General features: G+C 73.4%; 16 protein-coding genes. 10 read left to right on the forward strand and 6 right to left on the reverse strand.

Features of this window, described 5'->3' with window-relative positions:
- Positions 1 to 344 precede the first annotated feature (344 nt).
- The 3 genes from O7607_RS21070 to O7607_RS21080 are packed head-to-tail and all read right to left on the reverse strand — an operon-like array spanning position 345 to position 5,179.
- Complete coding sequence (locus O7607_RS21070) at positions 345 to 2,807, reverse strand: transglutaminase TgpA family protein (protein ID WP_269704886.1); 2,463 nt, start codon at positions 2,805 to 2,807, stop codon at positions 345 to 347.
- Between the two features lie 16 nt (positions 2,808 to 2,823).
- On the reverse strand, positions 2,824 to 4,122 hold the full coding sequence (locus O7607_RS21075; protein ID WP_269704887.1) for a DUF58 domain-containing protein: 1,299 nt from the start codon (positions 4,120 to 4,122) through the stop codon (positions 2,824 to 2,826).
- 1 nt (position 4,123) lies between these two features.
- Positions 4,124 to 5,179 (reverse strand): AAA family ATPase, encoded by a 1,056-nt coding sequence (locus tag O7607_RS21080; protein ID WP_269704888.1) that lies wholly within the window; start codon positions 5,177 to 5,179, stop codon positions 4,124 to 4,126.
- A gap of 397 nt (positions 5,180 to 5,576) precedes the next feature.
- Here O7607_RS21080 and leuS point away from each other — a divergent pair, with 397 nt between their 5' ends.
- Positions 5,577 to 8,417 (forward strand): leucine--tRNA ligase, encoded by a 2,841-nt coding sequence (gene leuS, locus O7607_RS21085; RefSeq protein WP_269704889.1) that lies wholly within the window; start codon positions 5,577 to 5,579, stop codon positions 8,415 to 8,417.
- Between the two features lie 88 nt (positions 8,418 to 8,505).
- On the opposite strand, the gene O7607_RS21090 is transcribed toward leuS, so the two are convergent.
- Genes O7607_RS21090 through O7607_RS21100 form a run of 3 tightly spaced genes read right to left on the reverse strand, consistent with a single transcriptional unit; the run spans position 8,506 to position 11,181 of the window.
- Positions 8,506 to 9,225 (reverse strand): TVP38/TMEM64 family protein, encoded by a 720-nt coding sequence (locus O7607_RS21090; RefSeq protein WP_269704890.1) that lies wholly within the window; start codon positions 9,223 to 9,225, stop codon positions 8,506 to 8,508.
- Positions 9,222 to 9,944, reverse strand: a complete 723-nt coding sequence (locus tag O7607_RS21095; RefSeq protein WP_013287612.1) for a type 1 glutamine amidotransferase — start codon at positions 9,942 to 9,944, stop codon at positions 9,222 to 9,224. Before O7607_RS21095 ends, O7607_RS21090 begins: the two co-directional genes overlap by 4 nt.
- Positions 9,934 to 11,181, reverse strand: a complete 1,248-nt coding sequence (locus tag O7607_RS21100) for a MurT ligase domain-containing protein (RefSeq protein WP_128138608.1) — start codon at positions 11,179 to 11,181, stop codon at positions 9,934 to 9,936. The genes O7607_RS21095 and O7607_RS21100 overlap by 11 nt, the downstream gene beginning before the upstream one ends.
- 355 nt (positions 11,182 to 11,536) lie before the next feature.
- On the opposite strand from O7607_RS21100, the gene mraZ reads away from it, so the two are divergent.
- The 9 genes from mraZ (at position 11,537) to murG (ending at position 22,975) form a co-directional block, all read left to right on the forward strand.
- Entirely contained in the window at positions 11,537 to 11,968 is a 432-nt protein-coding gene (gene mraZ / locus O7607_RS21105) for a division/cell wall cluster transcriptional repressor MraZ (protein ID WP_013287610.1), read from the forward strand.
- A gap of 204 nt (positions 11,969 to 12,172) precedes the next feature.
- Positions 12,173 to 13,282, forward strand: a complete 1,110-nt coding sequence (rsmH, locus tag O7607_RS21110) for a 16S rRNA (cytosine(1402)-N(4))-methyltransferase RsmH (protein WP_269707050.1) — start codon at positions 12,173 to 12,175, stop codon at positions 13,280 to 13,282.
- Positions 13,279 to 13,860 (forward strand): hypothetical protein, encoded by a 582-nt coding sequence (locus O7607_RS21115; protein ID WP_269704891.1) that lies wholly within the window; start codon positions 13,279 to 13,281, stop codon positions 13,858 to 13,860. Before rsmH ends, O7607_RS21115 begins: the two co-directional genes overlap by 4 nt.
- Positions 13,861 to 13,863: 3 nt before the next feature.
- Positions 13,864 to 16,077 carry a peptidoglycan D,D-transpeptidase FtsI family protein gene (locus tag O7607_RS21120; RefSeq protein WP_269704892.1) on the forward strand — a complete coding sequence of 738 codons (2,214 nt, stop codon included), beginning with the start codon at positions 13,864 to 13,866 and terminating at the stop codon, positions 16,075 to 16,077.
- 52 nt (positions 16,078 to 16,129) lie between these two features.
- A complete protein-coding gene (locus O7607_RS21125) occupies positions 16,130 to 17,692 on the forward strand; it encodes a UDP-N-acetylmuramoyl-L-alanyl-D-glutamate--2,6-diaminopimelate ligase (protein ID WP_269704893.1) in 1,563 nt (520 codons plus the stop codon).
- Positions 17,689 to 19,098, forward strand: a complete 1,410-nt coding sequence (locus O7607_RS21130; protein ID WP_269704894.1) for a UDP-N-acetylmuramoyl-tripeptide--D-alanyl-D-alanine ligase — start codon at positions 17,689 to 17,691, stop codon at positions 19,096 to 19,098. Before O7607_RS21125 ends, O7607_RS21130 begins: the two co-directional genes overlap by 4 nt.
- Positions 19,095 to 20,222, forward strand: a complete 1,128-nt coding sequence (mraY, locus tag O7607_RS21135; RefSeq protein ID WP_047893347.1) for a phospho-N-acetylmuramoyl-pentapeptide-transferase — start codon at positions 19,095 to 19,097, stop codon at positions 20,220 to 20,222. The genes O7607_RS21130 and mraY overlap by 4 nt, the downstream gene beginning before the upstream one ends.
- Positions 20,223 to 20,453: 231 nt before the next feature.
- Positions 20,454 to 21,869, forward strand: a complete 1,416-nt coding sequence (locus tag O7607_RS21140; RefSeq protein WP_269707051.1) for an FtsW/RodA/SpoVE family cell cycle protein — start codon at positions 20,454 to 20,456, stop codon at positions 21,867 to 21,869.
- Positions 21,869 to 22,975 (forward strand): undecaprenyldiphospho-muramoylpentapeptide beta-N-acetylglucosaminyltransferase, encoded by a 1,107-nt coding sequence (murG, locus tag O7607_RS21145; RefSeq protein WP_269704895.1) that lies wholly within the window; start codon positions 21,869 to 21,871, stop codon positions 22,973 to 22,975. Before O7607_RS21140 ends, murG begins: the two co-directional genes overlap by 1 nt.
- The last annotated feature ends 20 nt before the right edge of the window (positions 22,976 to 22,995 follow it).

The following is a 22,995-nucleotide window of genomic DNA, read 5'->3' on the forward strand; positions in this document are numbered from 1 at the left end:
CCGCTCTCCCGCGCGATCTTGCACTTTCGGCCCGAGCGGTGCCCCGAATGTCCCGTTCACCCGGGCACAAACCGCAAGATCGCCGAGGCGAGGGGGCCTGCTCGGCCGGCCCGCCTCATCAGCCCATGCGCCGCGTATCGCGGAAGCCGTCGTAGATCTTGGTGCGAAAACGCCCTCACGAGGGCCATTTCGTACCAAGATCTCGTGCGCATCCGGCCAGAAGCGGTGATCAAGGAGTTTGTGTCTTCAGCGGGGCTGGATGTGGACACAAACTCCTTGATCACCGCCGGGGCCGGGCGGGAGGGGACGGGGGCACGAGGGCCGGAGGGCCGGGGGAGGGGGGGTCAGCGGGCGGGGCGGCCGGCCAGGAGGCGGCGTGGGCTCCAGCGCGTCATCCGCTGCCGGATCTGACCGCTCGTGGTCACCGCCCTCGCCGACCGTTCGGCCAGGGCGGTACGCCAGCGTTGCAGCACCGACGGGGGCAGCAGCGCGGCCAGCAGGCGGGTACGGCGGTCCGCGCCGGCCGCCAGCGCGCCCCGGACCGTGCGCAGCGCCGGCTGCAACTCCGCGTCGGTCAGCGGGTCACGCGCGTAGCGGGCGCGTTCCTCGGCGCGGCCGAGCAGGCGTACCCCGGTCGCGGCGTCGCCCTTCTCGGCGAGCGCCTCCCGGGCCAGCCGCTCGGCGGTCGCGCGCGGGGTCTCCGTGCGGTCCACCCGGACGTGGAAGTCGACGAGCGTGTCGAGCAGCTCGTCCCAGGCGGCGTGCGCGTCGGCGCGGGCCGCCTCGGCGTCCACGCCGACCACGACCTCCCGCGTCTCGCCGCGCTGGCCCGGCACCGGCAGCGCGGTGGCCGTGGGTGTGACGGTCCGGACGCGACGGCGGCGGCGCAGGGCGGAGCGGCGCAGGGCCGGTACGGCGAGCAGCGCCAGCAGCGCCAGCGCACCGGCCAGCCACCACGGCCAGACGGGGCTCTCCTCGGCGGGCGCGCCCTGGTCCAGCGTCAGGCCCTGGTCGGTGTCCTTGTCGAGCCGGTCGGCCTCGTTCGGCCCGGCCGACGGGCCGGCCGCGTCGGGAGCGGTGGTGCTGCCGGCCGAGGGGGTGACCTCCTCGGGGGCGTCGACGTCCGGCGCCCAGGCAGAACGGACCGAGCCCGTCACGGCCGCTGCCGGGGTGGCGTCGAACGGCACCCAGCCGATCCCGTTGAAGTTGACTTCGGTCCAGGCGTGCAGGTTGCGGTTGGTCAGCACGTACGTGCCGCTGTCGGCCTTGCTGCCGTTGGTGAACCCGACCGCCACCCGGGCCGGGATCCCGGCGGCCCGGACCAGCCAGGCCATCGCCGCGGCGTACTGCTGGCAGTAGCCGACCTTGGTGGCGAGGAAGTCGGTGATGTCCTCCCCGCTGCTGCCGTTACGGGTGGACAGCGCGTAGGTGAAGCCGTTCTCCACGGAGAAGTAGTCGTAGATCGCCCGGACCTTGTCGTAGTCGTTCGACTTGCCCTTGACCAGTTCCGCGACCAGTTCCTCGACGGCCGGGACGGACGGCCGCTCGGTCTGCTGGCGCATCAGCGGGCTGTCCGAGGGTAGTGACCGGGCCGCGCGCAGCGCCGCCGGGCTGTAGGTGGACCGGACGTAGTCGAACGAGTAGTTCTTGCCGCGGGCGGTGTCCCGCTTGGAGAAGATGACCTGCTGGCTCTCGTCGTACAGCCAGTTGCCGTTGAGGTCGTCGGCCTTGACCGGCTCGGTGTAGACCGGCAGCAACGGCATGTTCAGGTTCTTCGTCACCTCGACGGTGGCGCGGTAGCGCTGCCGGTCGACGCCGCGCGGGGCGTCGACCGGGTCGGACAGCGAACGGGAGATCGACTTCCCGGTCGGCACCCGCGCCTGGAAGCCGCTCGGCCGCAGGTCGTCCACCACGCCCAGGCGCAGGTAGAACGGGGCCGTCTCGTTGGTGCTGACCTTGACCAGATCGACTTCCTCGCTCTGGTTGAGCTGACCGCTGAGCGCCGCGAACAGGTCGACCCGGCCGGAGCTGCCGCCCTGGCCCGGCCGCCCGTTGCCCTCGCCGGGCCCGGCGCCGACGTTGTTCAGCAGCCCGCCGGTCATCCCGGGCACTGCGAGCGGCAGCGCCACCGCGGCGATCACACCGACCACCGCGAGCCGCCGCCCGGCCGCGGCGAGCGGGGACGCCTCCCAGACGTCGACGTCGCGGCCCTCGCCGGTGAACCGGCGGCCGAACCGGCGTACCCGGTCGACGTTGTCGGTGACCAGCAGCCAGAGGTAACCGGCAGCACCCACCACGAACGGGGTGGCCGGGACGCTGTCCACGTACACCGCGACCGGCACCGAGTAGATGGCGAGCATCGGCAGGCCGGCCAGCGCGGGCCGGCGCAGCCCGACCGCGAGCACGTCCACCACCACCGCCACCGCGCCGATGCCGAGCACCGCGAGGAACAGCAGCGAGTCGACGTCCGGCACCTGTACGCCGTACGAGCGCATGTCCTGCAGCGACGCCTGGAGCAGGTCGCCGAAGTGGCCGAACGTCGCAGGGGTCGGCAGGAACGCGAGCAGTTCGGTGCCGCCGGGGAAGACCCAGGTCAGGCCCAGGGTCAGCCCGGCCAGCATGGCCAGCACCTGCCCCCACAGCGGTAGCCGGCCGAGACGGCTCAGCGCGGCCGAGCCGGCCACCACGGCGACCACGACGGCGGCCTGGATCAGCCAGGTCCAGCGCTCGAAGATCGCCGACAGCGGGGCCGCCGCCAGCAGCGTCGCCGCCGCGGCGACGAAGCCGATGTTGCGGTGCGGGGTCACAGGACCATCCCTCCGGTCATCGTCGTCCGCCGGCCACCGTCTCGGCCATGGCCGCCCGCAGCGCGAAGCCCTGCGAGCCCCGTCCGGCCTGCGGCCACAGCATCGGCAGCCGGGTGCCGTGCTCCACCCCGATGACCCGCCAGCCGCTCTGCAGCAGCGTGAGCGCGGCGGCGCCGTGTGCCCGCTCCGCCTCGGCCCGGGCGTTCGGCGGCAGGTTGAGCCAGGTGTTGCTGTCGAGCAGGAACGCCACGCAGGTGGCGCCGTTGCCGCGCAACCCGGCCAGCAGTTCCGCCTCGGCGGTGCCGAGCGTGCCGAGCAGCGCGATGATCAGGCCGCCGTCGGCCCGCTGCCGGACCTGCTGCACGAGCGTGGTGATCTCACCGCGCCGGTCCAGGTGCACGTCGGCGAGGTGGTCGAGAAGCAGTCCCTCACCGCCCGCCTCGGTGGCACCGACGTCGGCGCCGTTGCCGGTGACCAGCCGCAGCTTGTAGCCGGCCTCGCGCAGGTGCACGGCGATGCTGGCGGCCGCCGACACCGCCCACTCGAAGCTCGCAGTCGGGCCCTCGCCCCGGTGCCCGCCGGCGCGGGTGTCGAGCACCACCGTGGCGCGGCTCTCCCACGGCTGCTCCTCGCGGCGCACCATCAGCTCGCCGGTGCGGGCGGTGGACTTCCAGTGCACCCGGCGCAGGTCGTCACCCATCCGGTACTCCCGGGTGGCGGCGTCGTCCTCGCCGTGCACCGCCACCGAGCGGGCCCGGCTGTCGCCGCTGCCGGCGTACTCGCCGGGAAGCCGCACCGACGGCAGCGGGGTGACCTGCGGGATCACCGTGAGGTGGTCGGTGCTGGGGAACGACCGGGTCAGCTCGCACAGCCCGAACGGGTCGGTCAGCCGGATCACCAGCGGGCCCACCTCGTAGCGGCCGCGCACGTCCGCGCGGACCGTGTACGCCACGGAGCTGGCCTGGTGCGCGCCGAGCCGCTCCAGCACCACCCGGGGCCGGCTGCCCAGCGCGTACGGCAGGCGGTCCTCCAGCAGCAGCGTGCCGGTGGGCAGCCGGGACAGGTTCTGCAACCGCAGCACCACCCGGGAACTGGCGCCGACCGGCACCCGGTGCGGCTCCAGCGAGCGGTTGCAGGCGAGCTTGTATCGGCTGCGCCCGACGTACGCGGCGGCCAGCAGCGGCAGCACGGCGAGCAGGACCGCCACCCGGAGCAGGTCCTTCTCGCCGAGGATGCCGGCGGAGATCGCGGCGGCCACCGCGGCCGCCAGGAAGGAGCGGCCGCGGGTGGTCAGCCCACGCAGGCCGTCGCGCACGTCACGGCCTCCGCGGCTCGTACGGCCCGCGGCCGTTGTTCGCGCCGCCGGGCCGGGTGTCGTACGGGGAGCGCTGCCGGTCGTGCGGGAGCGGCAGGCGGTGCACCAGCTCGGAGACGATCGCGTCGGTGGTGCGCCGGGCCAGCTGCGCGTCGGCGGTGGGGATGATCCGGTGCGCCAGCACCGGCACCGCGAGCACCTGCAGGTCGTCGGGCAGCACGTAGTCGCGGCCCTCCAGGGCGGCCACCGCGCGGGCGGTGCGCAGCAGCTGGAGCGTGGCCCGCGGGGACGCGCCCAGGCGCAGGTCGGGCGCCTCCCGGGTGGCGGTGACCAGGTCGATCGCGTACTGCTTGACGGCGTCGGCGACGTGCACCTGCCGGACGTGACCGATCAGCCGGCGGACGGTGGCCGCGTCGGAGACGGGCCGCAGCCCCGGCAGCGGGTCGGTGGCGCCGTGCCCGTCGAGCATGGCCAGCTCGGCGCGCGGGTCCGGGTAGCCCATGGCGATGCGGGCGGTGAACCGGTCGCGCTGCGCCTCGGGCAGCGGGTAGGTGCCCTCCATCTCGATCGGGTTCTGCGTCGCGATCACCATGAACGGCGTCTGCAACTGGTAGGTGACCCCGTCGACGGTGACCTGCCGCTCCTCCATGCACTCCAGCAGCGCCGACTGGGTCTTCGGCGAGGCCCGGTTGATCTCGTCGCCGACGACCAGGTTGGCGAAGACCGCGCCGGGGCGGAACTCGAAGTCGTGCGTCTCCTGGTTGTAGACGCTGACGCCGGTGACGTCGCTGGGAAGCAGGTCGGGGGTGAACTGGATCCGCCGGACCGAGCAGTCGATGGACCGGGCCATCGCCTTGGCGAGCTTGGTCTTGCCGACGCCGGGCACGTCCTCGATGAGCAGGTGGCCCTCGGCCAGCAGCACCGCCAGGGCGAGCCGGACGGTGGCGGTCTTGCCCTCGATGACCTGCTCGATGTTGGCCACGATGGCCTCGCTGGCGGCGCGGAACTCGTCGTGCGGCAGCAGACCGCCCACCTCGTCCCAGGTCTGTTGTGTCACGGGCCTCCTCCTCGTCGCCTGGACGGCAGCTCTTTATAGAGCACCTGGACCCGCCGTTGGGTTCGCGACGCCGAGCCACGTCTGCCGCAGTAATCTCACTGGCCTCTCAGGCTAACCATGTTTGTCGTTACTGCCGACTCCCGCAGGTGGTCGGTCGGTTACGCCCGGAATATTCGCCGGACCGGGGGACCGGCCGCCGAGGGTGGAACGGGCGCGCCGCCGCCGAGGGGTGCGAGGTACACTGCCTGCATGGCCGGGTTCTTCCTGCTTCTTACCGAGCCGTGTTGATGCGCTGAACGCGCGACAGCACGGCCGCCCCTCCTGCGCGAGGGGCTTTTTTGTGCCCGCAGCAGACCGCCCACAATTTTTTCGAATCGTTCCGCGCCGAGGAGACGCCATGAGTGAGGCAGCCGCACCGGCGACCGACATCCCCCCGTTCCGGTACACCGCCGCCCTGGCCGACGAGATCGAGCACCGCTGGCAGGACACCTGGGCGCGGGAGGGCACCTTCCAGGCGCCGAACCCGGCCGGTCCGCTGGCCGACCCCGGCCACCCGCGGGCGGGCGCCGAGAAGCTGTACGTGCTGGACATGTTCCCGTACCCGTCCGGCGCCGGCCTGCACGTCGGCCACCCGCTGGGCTACATCGGCACCGACTGCTACGCCCGCTACCAGCGGATGGCCGGGCGCAACGTGCTGCACGCGATGGGCTTCGACGCGTTCGGCCTGCCCGCCGAGCAGTACGCGGTGCAGACCGGCACCCACCCCCGGACCACCACCGAGGCCAACATCGAGCGGTTCAAGGCGCAGCTGCGCCGGCTGGGGCTGGGCCACGACGAGCGGCGTTCGGTGGCGACCATCGACACCGACTTCTACCGCTGGACCCAGTGGATCTTCCTGCAGATCTTCAACTCCTGGTACGACGCGGACGCGCGCAAGGCCCGGCCGATCGCCGAGCTGATCGCCGAGTTCGAGGGCGGCACCCGTGCCACCCCCGACGGGCGTCCGTGGGCCGAGCTGTCCGTGGGGGAGCGGCGGCGCGTCGTCGACGACCACCGGCTGGCGTACGTCTCGGAAGCGCCGGTGAACTGGTGCCCGGGCCTGGGCACCGTGGTGGCCAACGAGGAGGTCACCGCCGACGGCCGCTCCGAGCGCGGCAACTTCCCGGTCTTCAAGCGCAACCTGAAGCAGTGGATGATGCGGATCACCGCGTACGGGGACCGGCTGCTGGAGGATCTGGACACACTGGACTGGCCGGAGCCGATCAAGCTGCAGCAGCGCAACTGGATCGGCCGGTCGACCGGCGCGCACATCGACTTCCCGACCGCCGCGGCCCCGGTGCGGGTGTTCACGACCCGGCCGGACACCGTCTTCGGCGCCACCTACATGGTGCTGGCGCCCGAGCACGAGCTGGTCGACGTGCTGACGCCGGCCGCCTGGCCGGAGGGCACGAAGGACGCCTGGACCGGCGGGCACGCCGGCCCGCGTGAGGCCGTCGAGGCGTACCGGAAGGCCGCCTCGGCCAAGACGGACGTGGAGCGGCAGGCGGACAGCAAGGAGAAGACCGGCGTCTTCGTCGGCGCCTACGCCACCAACCCGGTGACCGGCGGGCAGATCCCGATCTTCATCGCCGACTACGTGCTGGCCGGGTACGGCACCGGCGCGATCATGGCGGTACCCGCCCAGGACGAGCGGGACTGGGCCTTCGCCGAGGTCTTCGAGCTGCCGATCGTACGGACCGTGCAGCCGCCGGAGGGCTTCGACGGCAAGGCGTACACCGGGGACGGTCCGGCGATCAACAGCGCCGCGCCGGATCGCGGCATCGACCTGGACGGCCTGGGCGTGGCCGACGCGAAGGCGCGCATCATCGAGTGGCTGGAGGCCAACGGACACGGCGCCGGCGCGGTCACCTGGCGGCTGCGCGACTGGCTGTTCTCCCGGCAGCGCTACTGGGGCGAGCCGTTCCCGATCGTGTACGACGAGACCGGCGCGCCGATCGCGCTGCCCGAGTCGATGCTGCCGGTCGAGCTGCCCGAGGTGGAGGACTTCTCGCCGAAGACGTTCGACCCGGAGGACGCCGACAGCGATCCGGAGACCCCGCTGTCGCGGCGGCGCGACTGGGTGGAGGTGGAGCTGGACCTGGGCGACGGGCCCAAGCGCTACACCCGTGAGACCAACGTGATGCCGCAGTGGGCCGGCTCCTGCTGGTACGAGCTGCGCTACCTGGACCCGACCGACTCGCAGCGCTTCGCCGACCCGGAGAACGAGGCGTACTGGATGGGGCCGCAGCGTCCGGGCGACTGCGGTGGCACCGACCTGTACGTCGGCGGCGCCGAGCACGCCGTGCTGCACCTGCTGTACGCCCGCTTCTGGCACAAGGTGCTGTACGACCTGGGCCACGTCTCGTCGTTCGAGCCGTTCCGCCGCCTGTTCAACCAGGGCATGATCCAGGCGTACGCGTTCGTCGACTCGCGCGGCGCGTACGTGCCCGCCGAGGAGGTCGTCGAGGTCGACGGCCGCTGGTTCCACGGCGAGACCGAGGTCCGGCGCGAGTACGGCAAGATGGGCAAGTCGCTGAAGAACGTCGTCACCCCGGACGACATGTGCGCGGCGTACGGCGCGGACACGTTCCGGGTGTACGAGATGTCGATGGGCCCGCTGGAGGTGTCCCGCCCGTGGGACACCCGGGCCGTGGTCGGCTCGTACCGGTTCCTGCAGCGGGTCTGGCGTAGCGTCGTCGACGAGCAGACCGGCGAGCTGCGGATCACCGACGAACCGGCCGACGAGGCGACCCGGCGGCTGCTGCACAAGACGATCGACGGGGTCCGCGCCGACATGGACGGGATCCGCTTCAACACGGCCATCGCCAAGCTGATCGAGCTGACCAACGGCCTGACCCGGCTGGCGCGTACGCCGCGCGAGGTGGCCGAGCCGCTGGTGCTGATGGTGGCCCCGTTCGCCCCGCACATGGCCGAGGAACTGTGGCGCAAGCTGGGTCACGAGGACTCGCTGGCGTACGCGGACTTCCCGGTCGCCGACCCGGCTCTGCTGGTGGCCGAGTCGGTCACCTACCCGGTGCAGGTCAACGGCAAGGTCCGGGGCCGAATCGAGGTGCCGGCCGACGCGTCCGAGGAGACCGTCCGCGCGGTGGCGCTGGAGGCGGTCACGGGCGCGCTGGCCGGCAAGGAGCCACGCAAGGTCATCGTGGTGAAGGGCCGGATGGTGTCCGTGGTCGCCTGACCGGCGGCCGTGTGCCGGAGGCGCGTCCCGTACGCGGGGCGCGCCTCAACCCGCCGGCCGGACCGTGTCGGCCGCCTTCGCCGCCGGGTCAGCCGGCCGGTCCGGCAGACCGGCGCCGTTCGGCCCGCCACCAGCGGTGGATGATCAGCACGCTGGCGATCAGGCCGAGGCTGGCCGGCGCGGCCGCGTACCAGTTGATCGAACCGGGCGTGGTCACCGCCGCGCCGATCGCCGCGTAGCCGATCGCGGTGGGGGCGGAGGCGATCACGCTGCCGGCCAGGAACGGCGCCACCCGGGCGGCGGTGGTGCCGTAGCCGTAGCTGACCAGCCCGAACCCGGCGATCGGCAGCAGCCGTACGGTGATCACGCCGAAGACGCTCTGCCGGGCGAACCAGCCGTCGAGGCGGGCCAGCCGGCCCCGTACCCGCTCGGCGACGAAGTCGCGGCCGAGCACCCGGCCCACAGTGAATCCGATGGCCGCCGCCAGCAACGCCGCGCCGAGCGCGTACGCGGCGCCCTGCACCGGGCCGAAGATCGCGCCCGCGGCCAGCGTGACGAACGTCCGCGGCACCAGCGCCACCAGCAGCAGCGCGCCGCCGACCACGGCGGCGGGCGGGCCGTAGCCGCCGAGCGAGTCGGCGAGCCGGGGCAGGTCGGCCGGGTCCGGCCGGGGCACCAGCAGCAGCGTCACGCCGAACCCGGCGAGCAGCAGGAGAAGCAGCCCGAACCGGCGCGCCGAGGGCTGCCGCAGCAACCCGGCGAGCCGGCGGGCCACCGGTCGCCGCCCCGGCCGGGCGGCGTCGGTCACGGCCTCGGTGCGGCGGCCACCGCGGTGCGGCGCTCGGAGCGGAGGCGGTCGGCCCAGGTGTCGTCGAGCGGCGGGAGCTGATGGATGCCGGTCGCCCAGCGCAGCAGCAGGTCCGCCAGGTCGGGGTTGCGCGCCAGCGCCGGCCCGTGCGAGTAGGTGCCGAGCAGCTTGCCCCGCCACGCGCCCTCGGTGGCGCCGTCGTTGCCGACGCCGGTGGTGACGCGGGCCAGCGGGGACACGCCCGGGCCGAGGTGGGTACGGCCGCCGTGGTTCTCGAACCCGGACAGGTGCGGGATGCCCAGCCGCGGGTCGACCTCGCCGGCCAGCTCGCCGACGGCCCGGGTGGGGCCGCGGTCGGAGGAGAGGTCGAGCAGCTCCAGGCCGGCGCACCGGGTGCCCTTGGCGAAGAAGGAGGTGCCGAGCAGCTGGTAGCCGGCGCAGACGCCGAACACCACCGAACCCTGGGCCACCGCCCGGTGCAGGCCGCCGTCGGCGATCAGGCGCTGGGCGCCGAGCGCCTGCGGGCCGTCCTCGCCGCCGCCGAGCAGGTAGATGTCGGCGGTGGCGGGCAGCCGCTGGTCGGAGCGGACCTCCAGCACCTCGACCGGCATGCCGCGCAGCTGGGCCCGGCGGGCCAGGATCAGCGCGTTGCCCCGGTCGCCGTAGGTGGACAGCAGGTCGGGATAGATCCAGACGATGCGCAGGCTCTCAGTTGACACGGTCCAGCTCCGCTCGGATGTCCTGGAAGGCGGTGTAGTTGGCGATGACCTCCAGCCGGCCCGGCGGGACCGCGCGGACGGCCTCGTCGAAGCTGCGGACGTGCTGGAACGGCACGCCGTTGACCTCCAGCCGCACCGCCAGGTCGTACGCCCGGTCGCCGGTGATCAGCACCTGCCGGCCGGTCAGCGGGGAGAAGTCCACGTCGAACAGCCAGGAGGTGTCCAGCCCGTCGGGGTCGCGGGCGTTGATGGACAGCAGTGTCGGCGCGACGTCGGCCATGTCGAACGCCTCCAGCCAGCTCGCCGGGTTCTTCGCCAGCAGCAGCCGGATGTTGCGCCCGTCGCGGTCCACCTGGGCGTAGCGGCCGGCCACCGAGGTGACGGTGCCGAGCCGGGACACCGCGTCCACCGGGCGTACGCCGAACTCGGCGGCGACGGCCAGGGCGGTGGCCGCGTTGCCGAGGTTGACCTTGCCGGGGAGCTGCAGCTGGATCTTGTGCCAGGCGCCGGTGGGGTCGAGCACACCGTCGTCCTCGACGGTCCAGTTCGGCTCGGGGCGGCGCAGCGGGCAGCCGGTGCACCACCACTGCTCGCCGGAGCGCTGGATGGTGGAGCCGCACTCGGGGCAGACCCAGGAGTCGTCGTGCCAGCGCTGCCCGGCGCTGAACCAGGTGACGTGCGGCGGCACATGGCCCTGGGCCGGGTCGGCCGGCGGGCACGCGGCCCACACCACCATCGGGTCGTCGGCGTTGGCGACCACCCGTACCCGCGGGTGCCGGACCAGGGCGGCGCGCCAGAGCTGCGCCATCATGGCGACCTCCTTGGCGCGGTCGAGCTGGTCGCGGGAGAGGTTGAGCAGCGCCACCACGTGCGGCTCGGTCGCCTCCAGCACCTGGGCGAGGTAGTGCTCGTCCACCTCCAGCACCGCGTACGGGGTGCTGCCGGCCTTTGCGAGCGCCGAGGTGTGGCCGGTGGGCATGTTCGCGCCGAAGGAGTTGGTGGCGACCCGGCCGAGCACGCCGACCGCGGCGGTGGTGAGCCGGGTGGTGGTGGTCTTGCCGTTGGTGCCGGACACCAGGGCGATGGCGCGCCCGGCCGAAAGGTGGGCGAGCAGGTCCGGGTCGATCTTGAGGCCGATCCAGCCGCCGATCACCGAGCCGTCGCCACGGCCCGCAGCCCGCGACAGCGCCGCGGCGGTGCGCGACACGGAGCTGGCCACCTTTGCCCGCAAGGGCATCTTCGCGTCCGTCACGCGAGCGAGGTTACCGGACCACCACCTCCGCCAGATCGCGGCCGAGGGCGAACCGTTCGGCCGGGGAGGGCCCGGCGGACGGCCGGAGCGCGCGGGGCCGGACGGTGGCGGTCGATGTCGGGTAGCGGACGCTGCGCGGCCCTCCCCACCCCCTCCACTCCGCCCCACCCGCGTTGACGTGCGGTTTTGCGCGCGGAAACGCCACGCCACGCGGGCGAATCTGGTTGCAGGTGGAGGGAAGTGGAGTAGAGTGGGGCGCGATGGTGAGGCCGGGAGGGCCACACCGGCCCGGGGGGTCAGCGGCGCCGCGAACGCCGCTCAGGGCGAGGGGGTTGGGCCGATGTTCCTCGGCACCCACACTCCGCGCCTGGACGACAAAGGCCGGTTGATCCTTCCGGCGAAGTTCCGGGACGAACTGGCGGGGGGTGTCGTGATCACCAAAGGGCAGGAGCGCTGCCTCTACGTCTTCCCGATGCCCGAGTTCCAGCGGATCGCCGACCAGTTGCGCGCGCAGCCGATGACGAGCAAGGCGGCCCGGGCCTACAGCCGGGTCTTCTTCGCCAGCGCGCACGACGAGGTGCCGGACAAGCAGGGCCGGGTCACCATTCCCGGCCACCTGCGGTCGTACGCGGCACTGGACCGGGATCTGGTCGTGATCGGAGCGAGCACCCGGGTGGAGATCTGGGACAAGGCGGCCTGGGAGGCCTACCTCGCGGAGAGCGAAGACGACTTCGCCGACATCGAGGAGGGGGTGCTGCCCGGCGGTCTGTAGGGCGTGACGGCGCCCGACGTACTGCGAGATCTCCAGCCGCTTTCGAGTTCCTGGCACCCCTTCCCCGGTGCCAGGCGCACGATCCGACACGGAGGGCCGCGGCCTCCGGCGGGCGGGAGCGGATGGGGATCTGGCGGTATGGCGAGGCGTCGTGGCGACGACAGACACGTGACGGAACGGTTGGCGAACGGGGTGGGGGTCGAGATGGGGGAGCTACGCGGCACGCACGTGCCGGTGCTGCTCGAGCGGTGTCTCGAGCTGCTGGCCCCCGCACTGGGCCGGCCCGGTCGCACCGTCCACGTCGACGCCACGCTCGGCCTGGCCGGGCACGCCGAGGCGGTGCTCACGGCGCATCCGGACACGGTGCTGATCGGCCTGGACCGGGACACCGAGGCGCTCGCCCACGCGCGGGTCCGCCTGGCCCGGTTCGCCGACCGGATCCACCTGGAGCACGCCGTCTACGACGAGCTGCCCGAGGTGCTCGACCGGCTCGGTTACCCGGCGATCGACGGGGTGCTGTTCGACCTCGGCGTCTCGTCCCTGCAACTGGACGCGCCCGACCGCGGGTTCGCCTACGCGCAGGACGCGCCGCTGGACATGCGGATGGACCAGACCCGGGGGGTGACCGCCGAGGAGGTGGTCAACACCTACTCCCACCCGGACCTGGCCCGCCTGCTGCGGGTGTACGGCGAGGAGAAGTTCGCCGGGAAGATCGCCTCGGCGATCATCCGGGAACGGGAGCGCACCCGGATCACCTCCTCGGCCCGGCTGGCCGAGCTGGTGCGGGACGCCATTCCCGCACCCGCCCGACGAACCGGTGGACACCCGGCAAAGAGAACGTTTCAGGCTTTACGGATCGAGGTAAACAGAGAACTGGCAGCGCTGGAGACGGCGCTGCCGGCTGCTCTGGACAAGCTCACAGTGGGCGGCCGCATGGTGGTCCTGTCCTACCACTCGCTGGAGGACCGGCTCACCAAGCAGGCGCTCGCCGACCGGGTCCGCAGTAAGGGCCCGATCGACCTCCCGGTCGAACTGCCCGGGTCGGGCCCGACGTTCCGGCTGTTGAGCCGGGGCGCCGAGCTGCCCGGGGAGGCGGAGGTGGCCGCGAACCCGCGTGCCGCCTCGGTGCGGCTGCGTGCCGCCGAACGCCTCGACCCGGAGGCGACCCGGCAGGGGCGTACCGACCGCGAACGGTACCGCCGCCGGGTGAAGGCGATGCACCAACCGGGGACGGGGTCACCGGGGTCCGGCGAGGACCCGCGGTCGGCCCCGGGGGACGCGAACGGGACGGACGAGGAGGGGGAGGGGACATGAACGTCGAGAAGCGCGACGGCCGGGGAGCCGTCGGGCAGCGCGCACCGCGGTCGGGGGGCCGGACCGCGGCGCAGCGCACCACGCGGGACACGACGGCGGCCGACCGCCGGGAGACCACTCGTGCCCGGGGGGCGCGCGAGTTCCCGACGCAGGGCAGCGCCGCCCTGCGGCCGGCCGAGCGCACCCGGGTCACCGGTGCGCCCACGCCGCGCCTGCGGGTCGCCCCGCCGGCGCCGATCCGAGTGCCCCGCGCCCCGTTCGTCGCGCTGATCCTGGTGCTGGTGGTCGGTGGGGTGCTGGGCATCCTGGCGGTCAACACGAAGATCAACGAGAACGCGTTCAAGCTGGAGAAGCTCCAGCAGCAGCAGGCCAAGCTGGACGTGGACGAGCAGGAGCTGAAGAAGGAGATCGCCAAGCAGGAGGCGCCCGGCAACCTGACCGCCAACGCCCGGCGGCTCGGCCTGGTCGAGTCCGAGGACCCGGCGTACATCCGGCTGCCGGACGGGCAGACCATCGGGGTGCCGCACCCCGCGCAGGGCGCTCCGTCGGTCACCAGCCAGCAGGGCAACGGAGGCTGAGTCGTGCCGCCGAGATCGGATGATCCGCGCCGGGACGCCACGGGCTCCCGGCGCGGCTCGTCGCGGGGGTCGGAGCCGCGCGAGCCGGGCCTCGGGGGGATCTCCGACGCCCGGGCGTACACCCCGCGCGGCCGGACCGTGCGCGAGGGCGGCGGCGCCGAGCAACGGCGTACCCCCCGCAGCAACCGGTCCGGCGACCCGTTCCGGCCCGCGTTGCAGGTGCTCGACGGTGGCCGGGCCGGGCGTGCCGGCACGCGGGAGCCCGCGACCGACGGCGCCCGGGCCGGCCGCCGGTCCACCGCCGCGGGCGGCCGGGCCGGCGTGGTGCGGACCGTCTCGTCCCGGCCGGTGCGGGAGCCGTTCGACGACGAGGAGGACGCGCCGCCGCCACGCCGCCGGTCCCAGCCGCGCCGCCCGGATGCGCAGCCCCGCCGGCCGGTCCGCAAGCCGCGCCGGCCGCCGCGACTCGGTGACCCGCGCCGGCGCCTGCGGCTCGGCACGGTGCTGGCGCTGGCGTTGTTCGCCAGCATCGGCGTGCGGCTGGTCTACCTCCAGACCGTGGACACCCCGGCGTACGCCGACGGTGGCCTGCCCAACCGGCTCGCCGTGGTCGAGCTGCCGGCCCCGCGCGGGGCGATCCTCGACCGCGACGGCGAGCCGCTGGCGCACAGCGTCGAGGCCCGGTACGTGTTCGCCGACCCGACCCGGGTCAAGGACCGGTTCGCCACCGCGCGCCTGCTCTCCCCGCTGCTCGGCGTGCCCGTGTCCGACCTGGCCGAGAAGATGCGCAAGCGCACCCTGCCCGGCACCGACACCCCGTTGCAGTTCGTCTACCTGGCCCGCGGTGTGGAGATCGCCACCGCCAAGCGGATCATGGCGCTCGACCTGGCCGGCATCAACGTGCACCGCGACGAGCGGCGCGAGGTGCCCGGCGGTGACCTGGCCGCCAACCTGATCGGCTTCGTCAGCCAGGACATGAACGGCCTGGAGGGGCTGGAGGCCAAGTACGACGACGTGCTGCGCGGGCAGGCCGGCAAGCGGACCTACGAGGTGGGCCTCGGTGACCTGGCCGCGCCCATCCCGGGCGGCTACAGCCGCACCACCCAGCCGCAGCCGGGCAGCTCGCTGAAGCTCACCGTCGACCGGGACCTGCAGTTCATGACGCAGCGGATCCTGGCCAAGCAGACGGCCAAGGTGAAGGGCAGCGTCGGCGCCGCGGTGATCATCGAGGTGCCGAGCGGCGAGGTGCTGGCGCAGGCCAGCCAGCCGACGTACGACGCGGCCAACCCCACGAAGGTCGCCTCGCCGTCGGACCGGGACGACGCGGCCACCACGTTCGTCGTCGACCCGGGCTCGATCCACAAGGCGATCACCTTCGGCGCCGCGCTCCAGGAGGGCGTGATCACCCCGGACACCGCGTTCCCGGTCGCCAACACGATCGACAGGGGCGGGGTCACCTTCCGCGACACCCACCCGGTCGACGGCCGCACCATGAGCATCCCCGGCATGCTCGCCTTCTCCTCGAACGTCGGCACCATCGAGATCGGCGAGAAGCTCGGCAAGGAACGGCTCTTCGACTACCAGAAGCGGTTCGGGCTGGGCCAGGTGACGGGCGAGGGCATGCCGGGCGAGGCGGCCGGACGGCTGCTGCCGCCCGACCAGTGGAGCGGCTCGGCGTACGGGTCGGTGCCGATCGGGCACAGCGTGGACGCCACGCCGCTGCAGATGGCCGCCGCGTACGCCACCATCGCCAACAACGGCACGTACGTGCAGCCGCACCTGGTCAAGGAGACCATCGGCGCGGACGGCGAGCGCAGCCCCGCCGCCGCGCCCACCACGCGCTCGGTGCTCAGCCCGGCCAACGCGGCGGCGCTGCGCCGGATGATGGAGGCGGTCACCACCGTCGACGGCCCGGACGGTCAGGCGACCGGGCTGGCCGCGGCCGTGCCCGGCTACCGGGTGGCCGGCAAGACCGGCACCGGCCTGCGCTACGACGGCGGCAAGCAGCAGCCCGGCGAGGTCGGCTCGTTCATCGGCATGGCACCGGCGGAGAACCCCCGGTACGTGGTGGCGGTGTTCGTGTGGAGCCCCGGCGGCGGGGGCGGCGCGGTCGCCGCGCCCGCGTTCCGGGAGATGATGGGCTTCACTCTCCGCCACTACCGGGTGCCGCCGTCGCTGACCAACAAGTCCCCGAAGTTCGAGGTCTTTCCGCGCTGAGCGGGGGTGGCGGGACATCATCGGTGAGTGGCGACGAACCACCGGGGCGGCTGTGCGGTCGGAACCGGACGACCGGGTAGGGTCTGACGCCGTGCCCGGCAATCCACGTCCCACAACCGTGCGTCCCGTACGGCTCGGCGACCTCGCCGCCCGCGTCGCGGCGACCCCGCCGGAGGAGGCCGCCGAACTGGCCGTCACCGGCGTGACCCACGCCAGCCAGGAGGTACGCCCCGGCGACCTGTACGCCGCCCTTCCCGGTGCCCGGCGCCACGGCGCGGAGTTCGCCGCCGCCGCGGCGGCGGCGGGCGCGGTGGCCCTGCTGACCGACCCGGCCGGCGTGGCGCTGGCCGCCGGGACCGGCCTTCCCGTGCTCGTCGTCGACGACCCGCGCGACGCGCTCGGCGAGGTGGCCGCGACCGTCTACGGCGACCCGACCGCCGGACTGACGGTGATCGGGGTGACCGGCACCGCCGGCAAGACCTCCACCAGCTACCTGGTCGAGTCGGGACTGCGCGCCGCCGGGCACGTCACCGGGCTGATCGGCACCGTGGAGACCCGCCTCGGCGACCTGGTGATCGACAGCGTCCGGACCACCCCGGAGGCCACCGACCTGCACGCCATGCTCGCGGTGGCCCGTGAACACGGGGTGGACACCGTGGTGATGGAGGTGTCCAGCCACGCCCTCGCCATGGGCCGGGTCGGCGGCGTCCGGTTCGACGTCGGCGGCTACACCAACTTCGGCTCCGACCACCTGGACTTCCACGCCGACGAGGCGGACTACTTCGCGGCCAAGGCCAAGCTGTTCGACGGCCGCTGCCGGGTCGAGGTGCTCAACCACGACGACCCCGCGTTGCGCCCGCTGCACAAGCCGGGCACCGTCACCTACTCGGCGGCCGGCGACGCCGGTGCGACCTGGTGGGCCGACGGGATCGACGGCGAGGGCTACGCGCAGCGGTTCACGCTGCACGGGCCGGACGGGCTGACGCTCCCGACCGGCGTGGCGCTGCCCGGCCGGCACAACGTGGCGAACGCGCTGCTGGCGGTCGCCCTGCTGGTCGCCGTCGGAGTGGACCCGGAGACCGCGGCGCGCGGCGTGGCCGCCTGCGGCGGTGTGCCCGGCCGGCTGGAACTGGTCAGCGGCGACGCCCCGGTACGCGGGGTGGTCGACTACGCGCACAAGGCCAACGCGATCGAGGCGGTCCTGACCGCGCTGCGCGGCCTGACCGAGGGCCGGCTGATCTGCGTGCTGGGCGCCGGCGGCGACCGGGACCGGGGCAAGCGGCCGGTGATGGGCGGCGTGGCCGCGCGCGGCGCCGACGTGGTGCTGGTGACCGACGACAACCCGCGGACCGAGGACCCGGCCGCGATCCGGGCCGAGGTGCTGGCCGGCGCGTACGCCGCCGCGACCCCGGCCCGCGTCATCGAGGTGCCCGGGCGGCGGGCGGCGATCGAGGAGGCGGTCCGGGTGGCCGAACCGGGTGACGTGGTGGCGGTGCTGGGCAAGGGCCAGGAACGCGGCCAGGAGATCGGCGGCGAGGTGCTGCCGTTCGACGACCGGGTGGAGCTGGCGACGGCGCTGCGCGCCCGCTTCGGTGACCTGGTGGGTCAGCGGTGATCCCGCTGACGCTGGCCGAGGTGGCCGCGGCCGTCGACGGCCGGCTGGCCGGCGCCGACCCGGACGCCCGGGTCACCGGCACCGTCGAGTTCGACTCCCGCAAGGTGAACCAGGGCGGGCTGTTCGTCGCCTTCCCCGGCGAGCACGTCGACGGCCACGACTACGCGGCCGGCGCGGTCTCGGCCGGCGCGGTGGCGGTGCTCGGCACCCGGGAGCTGCCGGGCGTGCCGATGGTGCTCGTCGGCGACGCGCTCGACGCGATGGGCCGGCTGGCCCGCGCCGTCGTCGACCGGCTGCCCGGGCTGACCGTGATCGGGCTGACCGGCTCGTCCGGCAAGACCACCACCAAGGACCTGATCGCCCAGCTCGCGGTCCGGCTCGGCCCGACCGTGGCGCCGCCCGGCTCGTTCAACAACGAGCTGGGGCACCCGTACACCGCGTTGCAGGCCACCCCGGAGACCCGCTACCTGGTGATGGAGAAGGGTGCCCGCGGGGTCGGGCACGTCCGCTACCTGTGCGACGTGGTGCCGCCGCGGATCTCCGTGGTGCTCAACGTCGGCGTGGCGCACCTGGGCGAGTTCGGCTCGGTGGAGACCATCGCGCTCGCCAAGGGGGAGCTGGTCGAGGCGCTGCCCGAAGACGGGCTGGCGGTGCTCAACGCCGACGACCCGCGGGTCGACGCGATGGCGTCGCGCACCCAGGCCCGGGTGGTGCGCTACGGCGAGTCGGAGCGAGCCGACGTGCGCGCCGTGGACGTGACGCTCGACGGCCGGGGACGGCCCTCGTACACCCTGGTCACCCCGGAGGGCAGCGCGCCGGTACGGCTCGGGCTGACCGGTCGGCACCAGGTCTCCAACTCGCTCGCCGCCGCGGCGGTCGGCCGGGAGCTGGGCCTGCCGCTGCCCGAGCTGGCGGCGGCGCTGAACGAGCTGGGCCTGGTCTCGACCCGGCGGATGGACGTCTTCGAACGCCCCGACGGGGTGACCGTGATCGACGACTCGTACAACGCCAACCCGGCCTCCACCGGCGTGGCGCTGCGGGCATTGGCGAGCATGCGCGGCGACGGGCGTACCGTCGCGGTGCTCGGCTTCATGGCCGAGCTGGGTGACTTCGAACGGGAGGGGCATCAGCAGGTCGGCCGGCTCGCGGCCGAACTGGGAGTGGACCGGCTGCTCGTGGTGGGTGAGCCGGCGGCGCCGATCCACGAGGGCGCGACAGCGGTAGGCAATTGGGGAGGAGAGTCGGTGCTGCTCACCGATCAGGCGGCGGCCGTCGAGGTGCTGCGGAGCGAGCTGCGTCCGGGAGACGTGGTGCTGGTGAAGGGCTCCCGGTACCGGACCTGGGAGGTGGCCGACGCGCTGCGCGCGGACACCCGGGAGGGTGCGACGGAGGGCGGCGCCGCATGAGGGCGGTCATCGTCGCCATCGGCGTCGCGTTCCTGATCTCGCTGTTCTGCACGCCGATCGCGATCAAGGTGTTCGCCCGGCTGAAGGCCGGCCAGCCGATCCGATCGAACCTCGGGCTCGCCAGCAACGAGGGCAAGAAGGGCACGCCGACGATGGGCGGCGTGGTCTTCATCCTGGCCACCGTCATCGCGTACGTCGCCGGGCACCTGGCCCTGACCACGCTGCCGGACGCGCAGATCGCCCAGGTCGAGCCGACGATCACGGCGCTGGTGCTGCTGGGGTTGATGGTGTTCTCCGGCGCGGTCGGCTTCATCGACGACTTCCTGAAGGTGCGCAAGCGGCACAGCGGCGGCCTCAACAAGCGGGGCAAGCTGGCCGGGCAGATCCTGGTCGGTGCCGTGTTCGGCGCGGTGGCCGTCTACTTCCCGTCGAGCATGACCGACGCCGGCGGCAACGCGACGAACACCGAGACGGTGGGCAGCACCACGCTGAGCTTCATCCGGGACATCCCGGCGCTGGAGATCGGCAAGGTCGGCGCGGTGATCGTCATCATCATGGTGGTCATGGCGGCCACCAACGGCGTCAACCTCACCGACGGTCTCGACGGCCTGGCCACCGGCGCCTCGGTGATGGTGCTGGCGGCGTACGCGCTGATCGCGTTCTGGCAGTACCGGCACTGGTGCGCCGACCCGAACTACACCGAGTCGTACTGCTACACGGTGCGCGACCCGCTGGAGATCGCGCTGATCGCCGGCGCGGCGGCCGGTGCCTGCGTGGGCTTCCTGTGGTGGAACACGTCTCCGGCGCGGATCTTCATGGGTGACACCGGCGCGCTCGGGCTGGGCGGCCTGATCGCCGGCATGGCGATGTCCACCCGGACCATCCTGCTGCTGCCGATCCTGGGCGGCCTGTTCGTGATCATCACGATGTCCGTGGTCATCCAGATCATCTCCTTCCGTACCACCGGCAAGCGCGTGTTCCGGATGTCGCCGCTGCAGCACCACTTCGAGCTGGCCGGCTGGAGCGAGGTCAACATCGTGGTCCGGTTCTGGATCATCGCCGGCATCGGCGTGGCCATCGCGCTGGGCCTGTTCTACAGCGAGTTCCTCGCCGCGGTGAGCTAGGTGTAAGGAAGGGCCCCTTATTAACAGACGTCTGTTAATAAGGGGCCCTTCCTTCAGATCCGACACGCCGACCGGGCGGTTGCGCCACGGGCGGGCGGGTCGAGCGGCCATGATGGGCCTGTGGGGGAGGGACGAGACATCCAGGTGACCAGCGACCCGCCGGCCCGTCGTGCGCCGGCGGCCACGCCACCGGCCGACCCGCCGGAGGCGCGCTGGGACCCGGCGGGTGGCCTGGCCGCGCTGCGTGGCCTGCTGGCCCGGCCGCTGGCCTCCTACTACCTGCTGCTGTCCAGCGCCGGCCTGCTGCTGCTGATCGGCCTCACCATGGTCTTCTCCGCGACCAGCGTGCGGGACTACGTCATGGACGGCGACGCGGCGGCGTCGCTCACCAAGCAGACCGTCTTCGCGGTGATCGGCATCGGTGCGTTCTGGGCCTGTCAGCGGCTGCCCGCACGTACGTTCCGGGCGGTCAGCCGTCTGGCGCTGGGTGTGGCGGTGGCGCTGCTGCTCCTGCTCAACCTGCTGGTGGCTCTGAACTCGCTGTTCGGGGTGACGTCGATCGGGCCGTTGAAGGCGCAGCTGCTCTGGCTCTACCTCGGCCCGATCTCCGTGCAGCCGGTCGAGGTGGCGAAGTTCGCGCTGGTGCTGTGGGGTGCGCACGTGCTGGCCCGCAAGGGCGCGGCACTCGGCTGGTGGAAGGAACTGGCCACGCCGCTGTTCCCGGTGGTCGCCCTGCTGTTCGTACTCGTCGGCTACAACGACCTGGGCAGCATGCTCTGCCTGCTCGCGCTGGTGGTCGGGATGCTCTGGGCGGCGGGCGTGCGGACCCGGGTCTTCGCCGCGCTCACCGCGATCGGCCTGGCCGGCGTCGGCCTCCTGGTGGCAGCGGCCTCGCTCGGCGCCGGCTCCGGCTCCCGGGGCGCCGACAACTACCGGCTCGGCCGCCTCACGATGTGGCTCGACCCGCCCTCCCCGCGGACCTGCTTCGAACAGGAGCTGGACTACTGCTACCAGCTCGTGCAGGCCCGCTACGCGATCGGCAACGGCGGCTGGTTCGGCGTCGGCCTGGGCCAGAGCAGCTTCAAGTACGGCTGGCTGCCCGAGGCGCACAACGACTTCATCTTCGCCATCCTCGCCGAGGAGCTGGGGGTGGTCGGCTGCACAGTGATCCTGGTGCTGTTCGCCGTGCTGGCGTACACCGGGATGCGGATCGCCCGCCGGGTCGAGGACCCGTTCCGCCGGCTCGCCGCCGCCGGCGTGACCGCCTGGCTGGTCGGCCAGGCCGTCATCAACATCGGCGGCGTGACCGGGCTGCTGCCGCTGACCGGCGTACCGCTGCCGTTCATCTCCGACGGCGGCAGCGCCCTGGTGGTGACGCTCGCCGCGATCGGCATGCTCGCCTCGTTCGCCCGCGCCGAGCCGGACGCGGCGCGCGCGCTGCATGCCCGTCCGCCCGCCCGATGGGTCCGACTAGTGTGGGCCCCGTTGCCGCCGCTTCCCGGCCGGCGTCGCAAGGCGGCGCCGCCCCCGGCCGACCGAGGGTCCGTGCCCCGGTCCCGGCAGCGGCGGCAGGACGACCAGGCCGCGCCCCGCGGCGCCCGGCCCGACCGGGCGCGCGCCGGCGCGGCGAGCGAGAGGAGACGCTGATGGGTCCGCTGCGTTCGGTGGTGCTCTGCGGAGGGGGTACGGGCGGGCACATCTACCCGCTGCTCGCCTTCGCCGACTGCCTGCGCCGACACGACCCGAGCGTCCGGATCACCTGTCTGGGCACACCCAAGGGGCTGGAGAACGAGCTGATCCCGCCGGCCGGCTACGACCTGCGGCAGATCCCGGCGTACCAGCTGCCCCGGTCGGTGAACATGAGCCTGGTGCGTACCCCGGACCGGATGTGGAAGGCGGCCCGCGCCGCGGGCAAGGTGATCGACGAGGTCCAGGCCGACGCCGTGGTCGGCTTCGGGGGGTACGTCTCGGTGCCCGGTTATCTGGCCGCGTGGCGGCGGGAACTGCCCATCGTCATCCACGAGGTGAACGTGCCGCCGGGCGTGGCGAACCGGCTCGGGATGAAGTTCACCAAGAACGTCGCGGTGGGCTTCCCGCACCAGCCGGCCCAGGCCGAGGCGCTGCGCGACGCCCGGGTGGTCGGCGTGCCGCTGCGCCGGGGCATCGCCGGGCTGGACCGGGCCGCGCTGCGCGACGCCGCCCGCGCCCACTTCGGACTCCGCCCCGACCTGCCGGTGCTGTTCGTCGCCGGTGGCTCGCAGGGCGCCCGCTCGATCAACCTGGCCGTCTCCGGCGCGGCGAAGGAACTGGCCCGCAACGGTGTGCAGGTGCTGCACGTCATCGGCGCCCGCAACGAGCCGGTCTCCGTGCCCACCGACCTGCCGGTGCCGTACGTCACGCTGCCGTACCTGTCCGAGATGGAGCTGGGTTACGCCGCGGCCGACCTGATGCTGGGCCGGGGCGGCGCGATGACCTGCGCCGAGGTGGCCGCGATCGGCCTGCCCACCGTCTACGTGCCGTACCCGCACAGCAACCAGGAGCAGAAGCGCAACGCGCTGCCGGTGGTGGAGGCGGGCGGCGGTCTGCTGGTCGACGACGCCGAGGTGACCCCGGCCTGGGTGGAGCGGACGGTGATCCCGCTGATCCGGGACCCGCAGCGGCTGTACGCGATGAGCCACGCCGCAGCCGGGTACGGCCGCCGCGACGGCGACGTGGCGTTGCTGAACTTCGTCTACGAGGCGGTCTCCCGCTGATGAGGGACACCGCGACGGGA

Source organism: Micromonospora sp. WMMA1949 (assembly GCF_027460145.1).
GTDB lineage: Bacteria > Actinomycetota > Actinomycetes > Mycobacteriales > Micromonosporaceae > Micromonospora.

Excerpts from the sequence above, each read along its gene's own strand:
- leuS (WP_269704889.1), top strand. The coding sequence starts at position 5,577 with ATGAGTGAGGCAGCCGCACCGGCGACCGACATCCCCCCGTTCCGGTAC.
- O7607_RS21100 (WP_128138608.1), bottom strand. The coding sequence starts at position 11,181 with ATGCCCTTGCGGGCAAAGGTGGCCAGCTCCGTGTCGCGCACCGCCGCG.
- mraZ (WP_013287610.1), top strand. The coding sequence starts at position 11,537 with ATGTTCCTCGGCACCCACACTCCGCGCCTGGACGACAAAGGCCGGTTG.
- rsmH (WP_269707050.1), top strand. The coding sequence starts at position 12,173 with ATGGGGGAGCTACGCGGCACGCACGTGCCGGTGCTGCTCGAGCGGTGT.
- O7607_RS21115 (WP_269704891.1), top strand. The coding sequence starts at position 13,279 with ATGAACGTCGAGAAGCGCGACGGCCGGGGAGCCGTCGGGCAGCGCGCA.
- mraY (WP_047893347.1), top strand. The coding sequence starts at position 19,095 with ATGAGGGCGGTCATCGTCGCCATCGGCGTCGCGTTCCTGATCTCGCTG.
- murG (WP_269704895.1), top strand. The coding sequence starts at position 21,869 with ATGGGTCCGCTGCGTTCGGTGGTGCTCTGCGGAGGGGGTACGGGCGGG.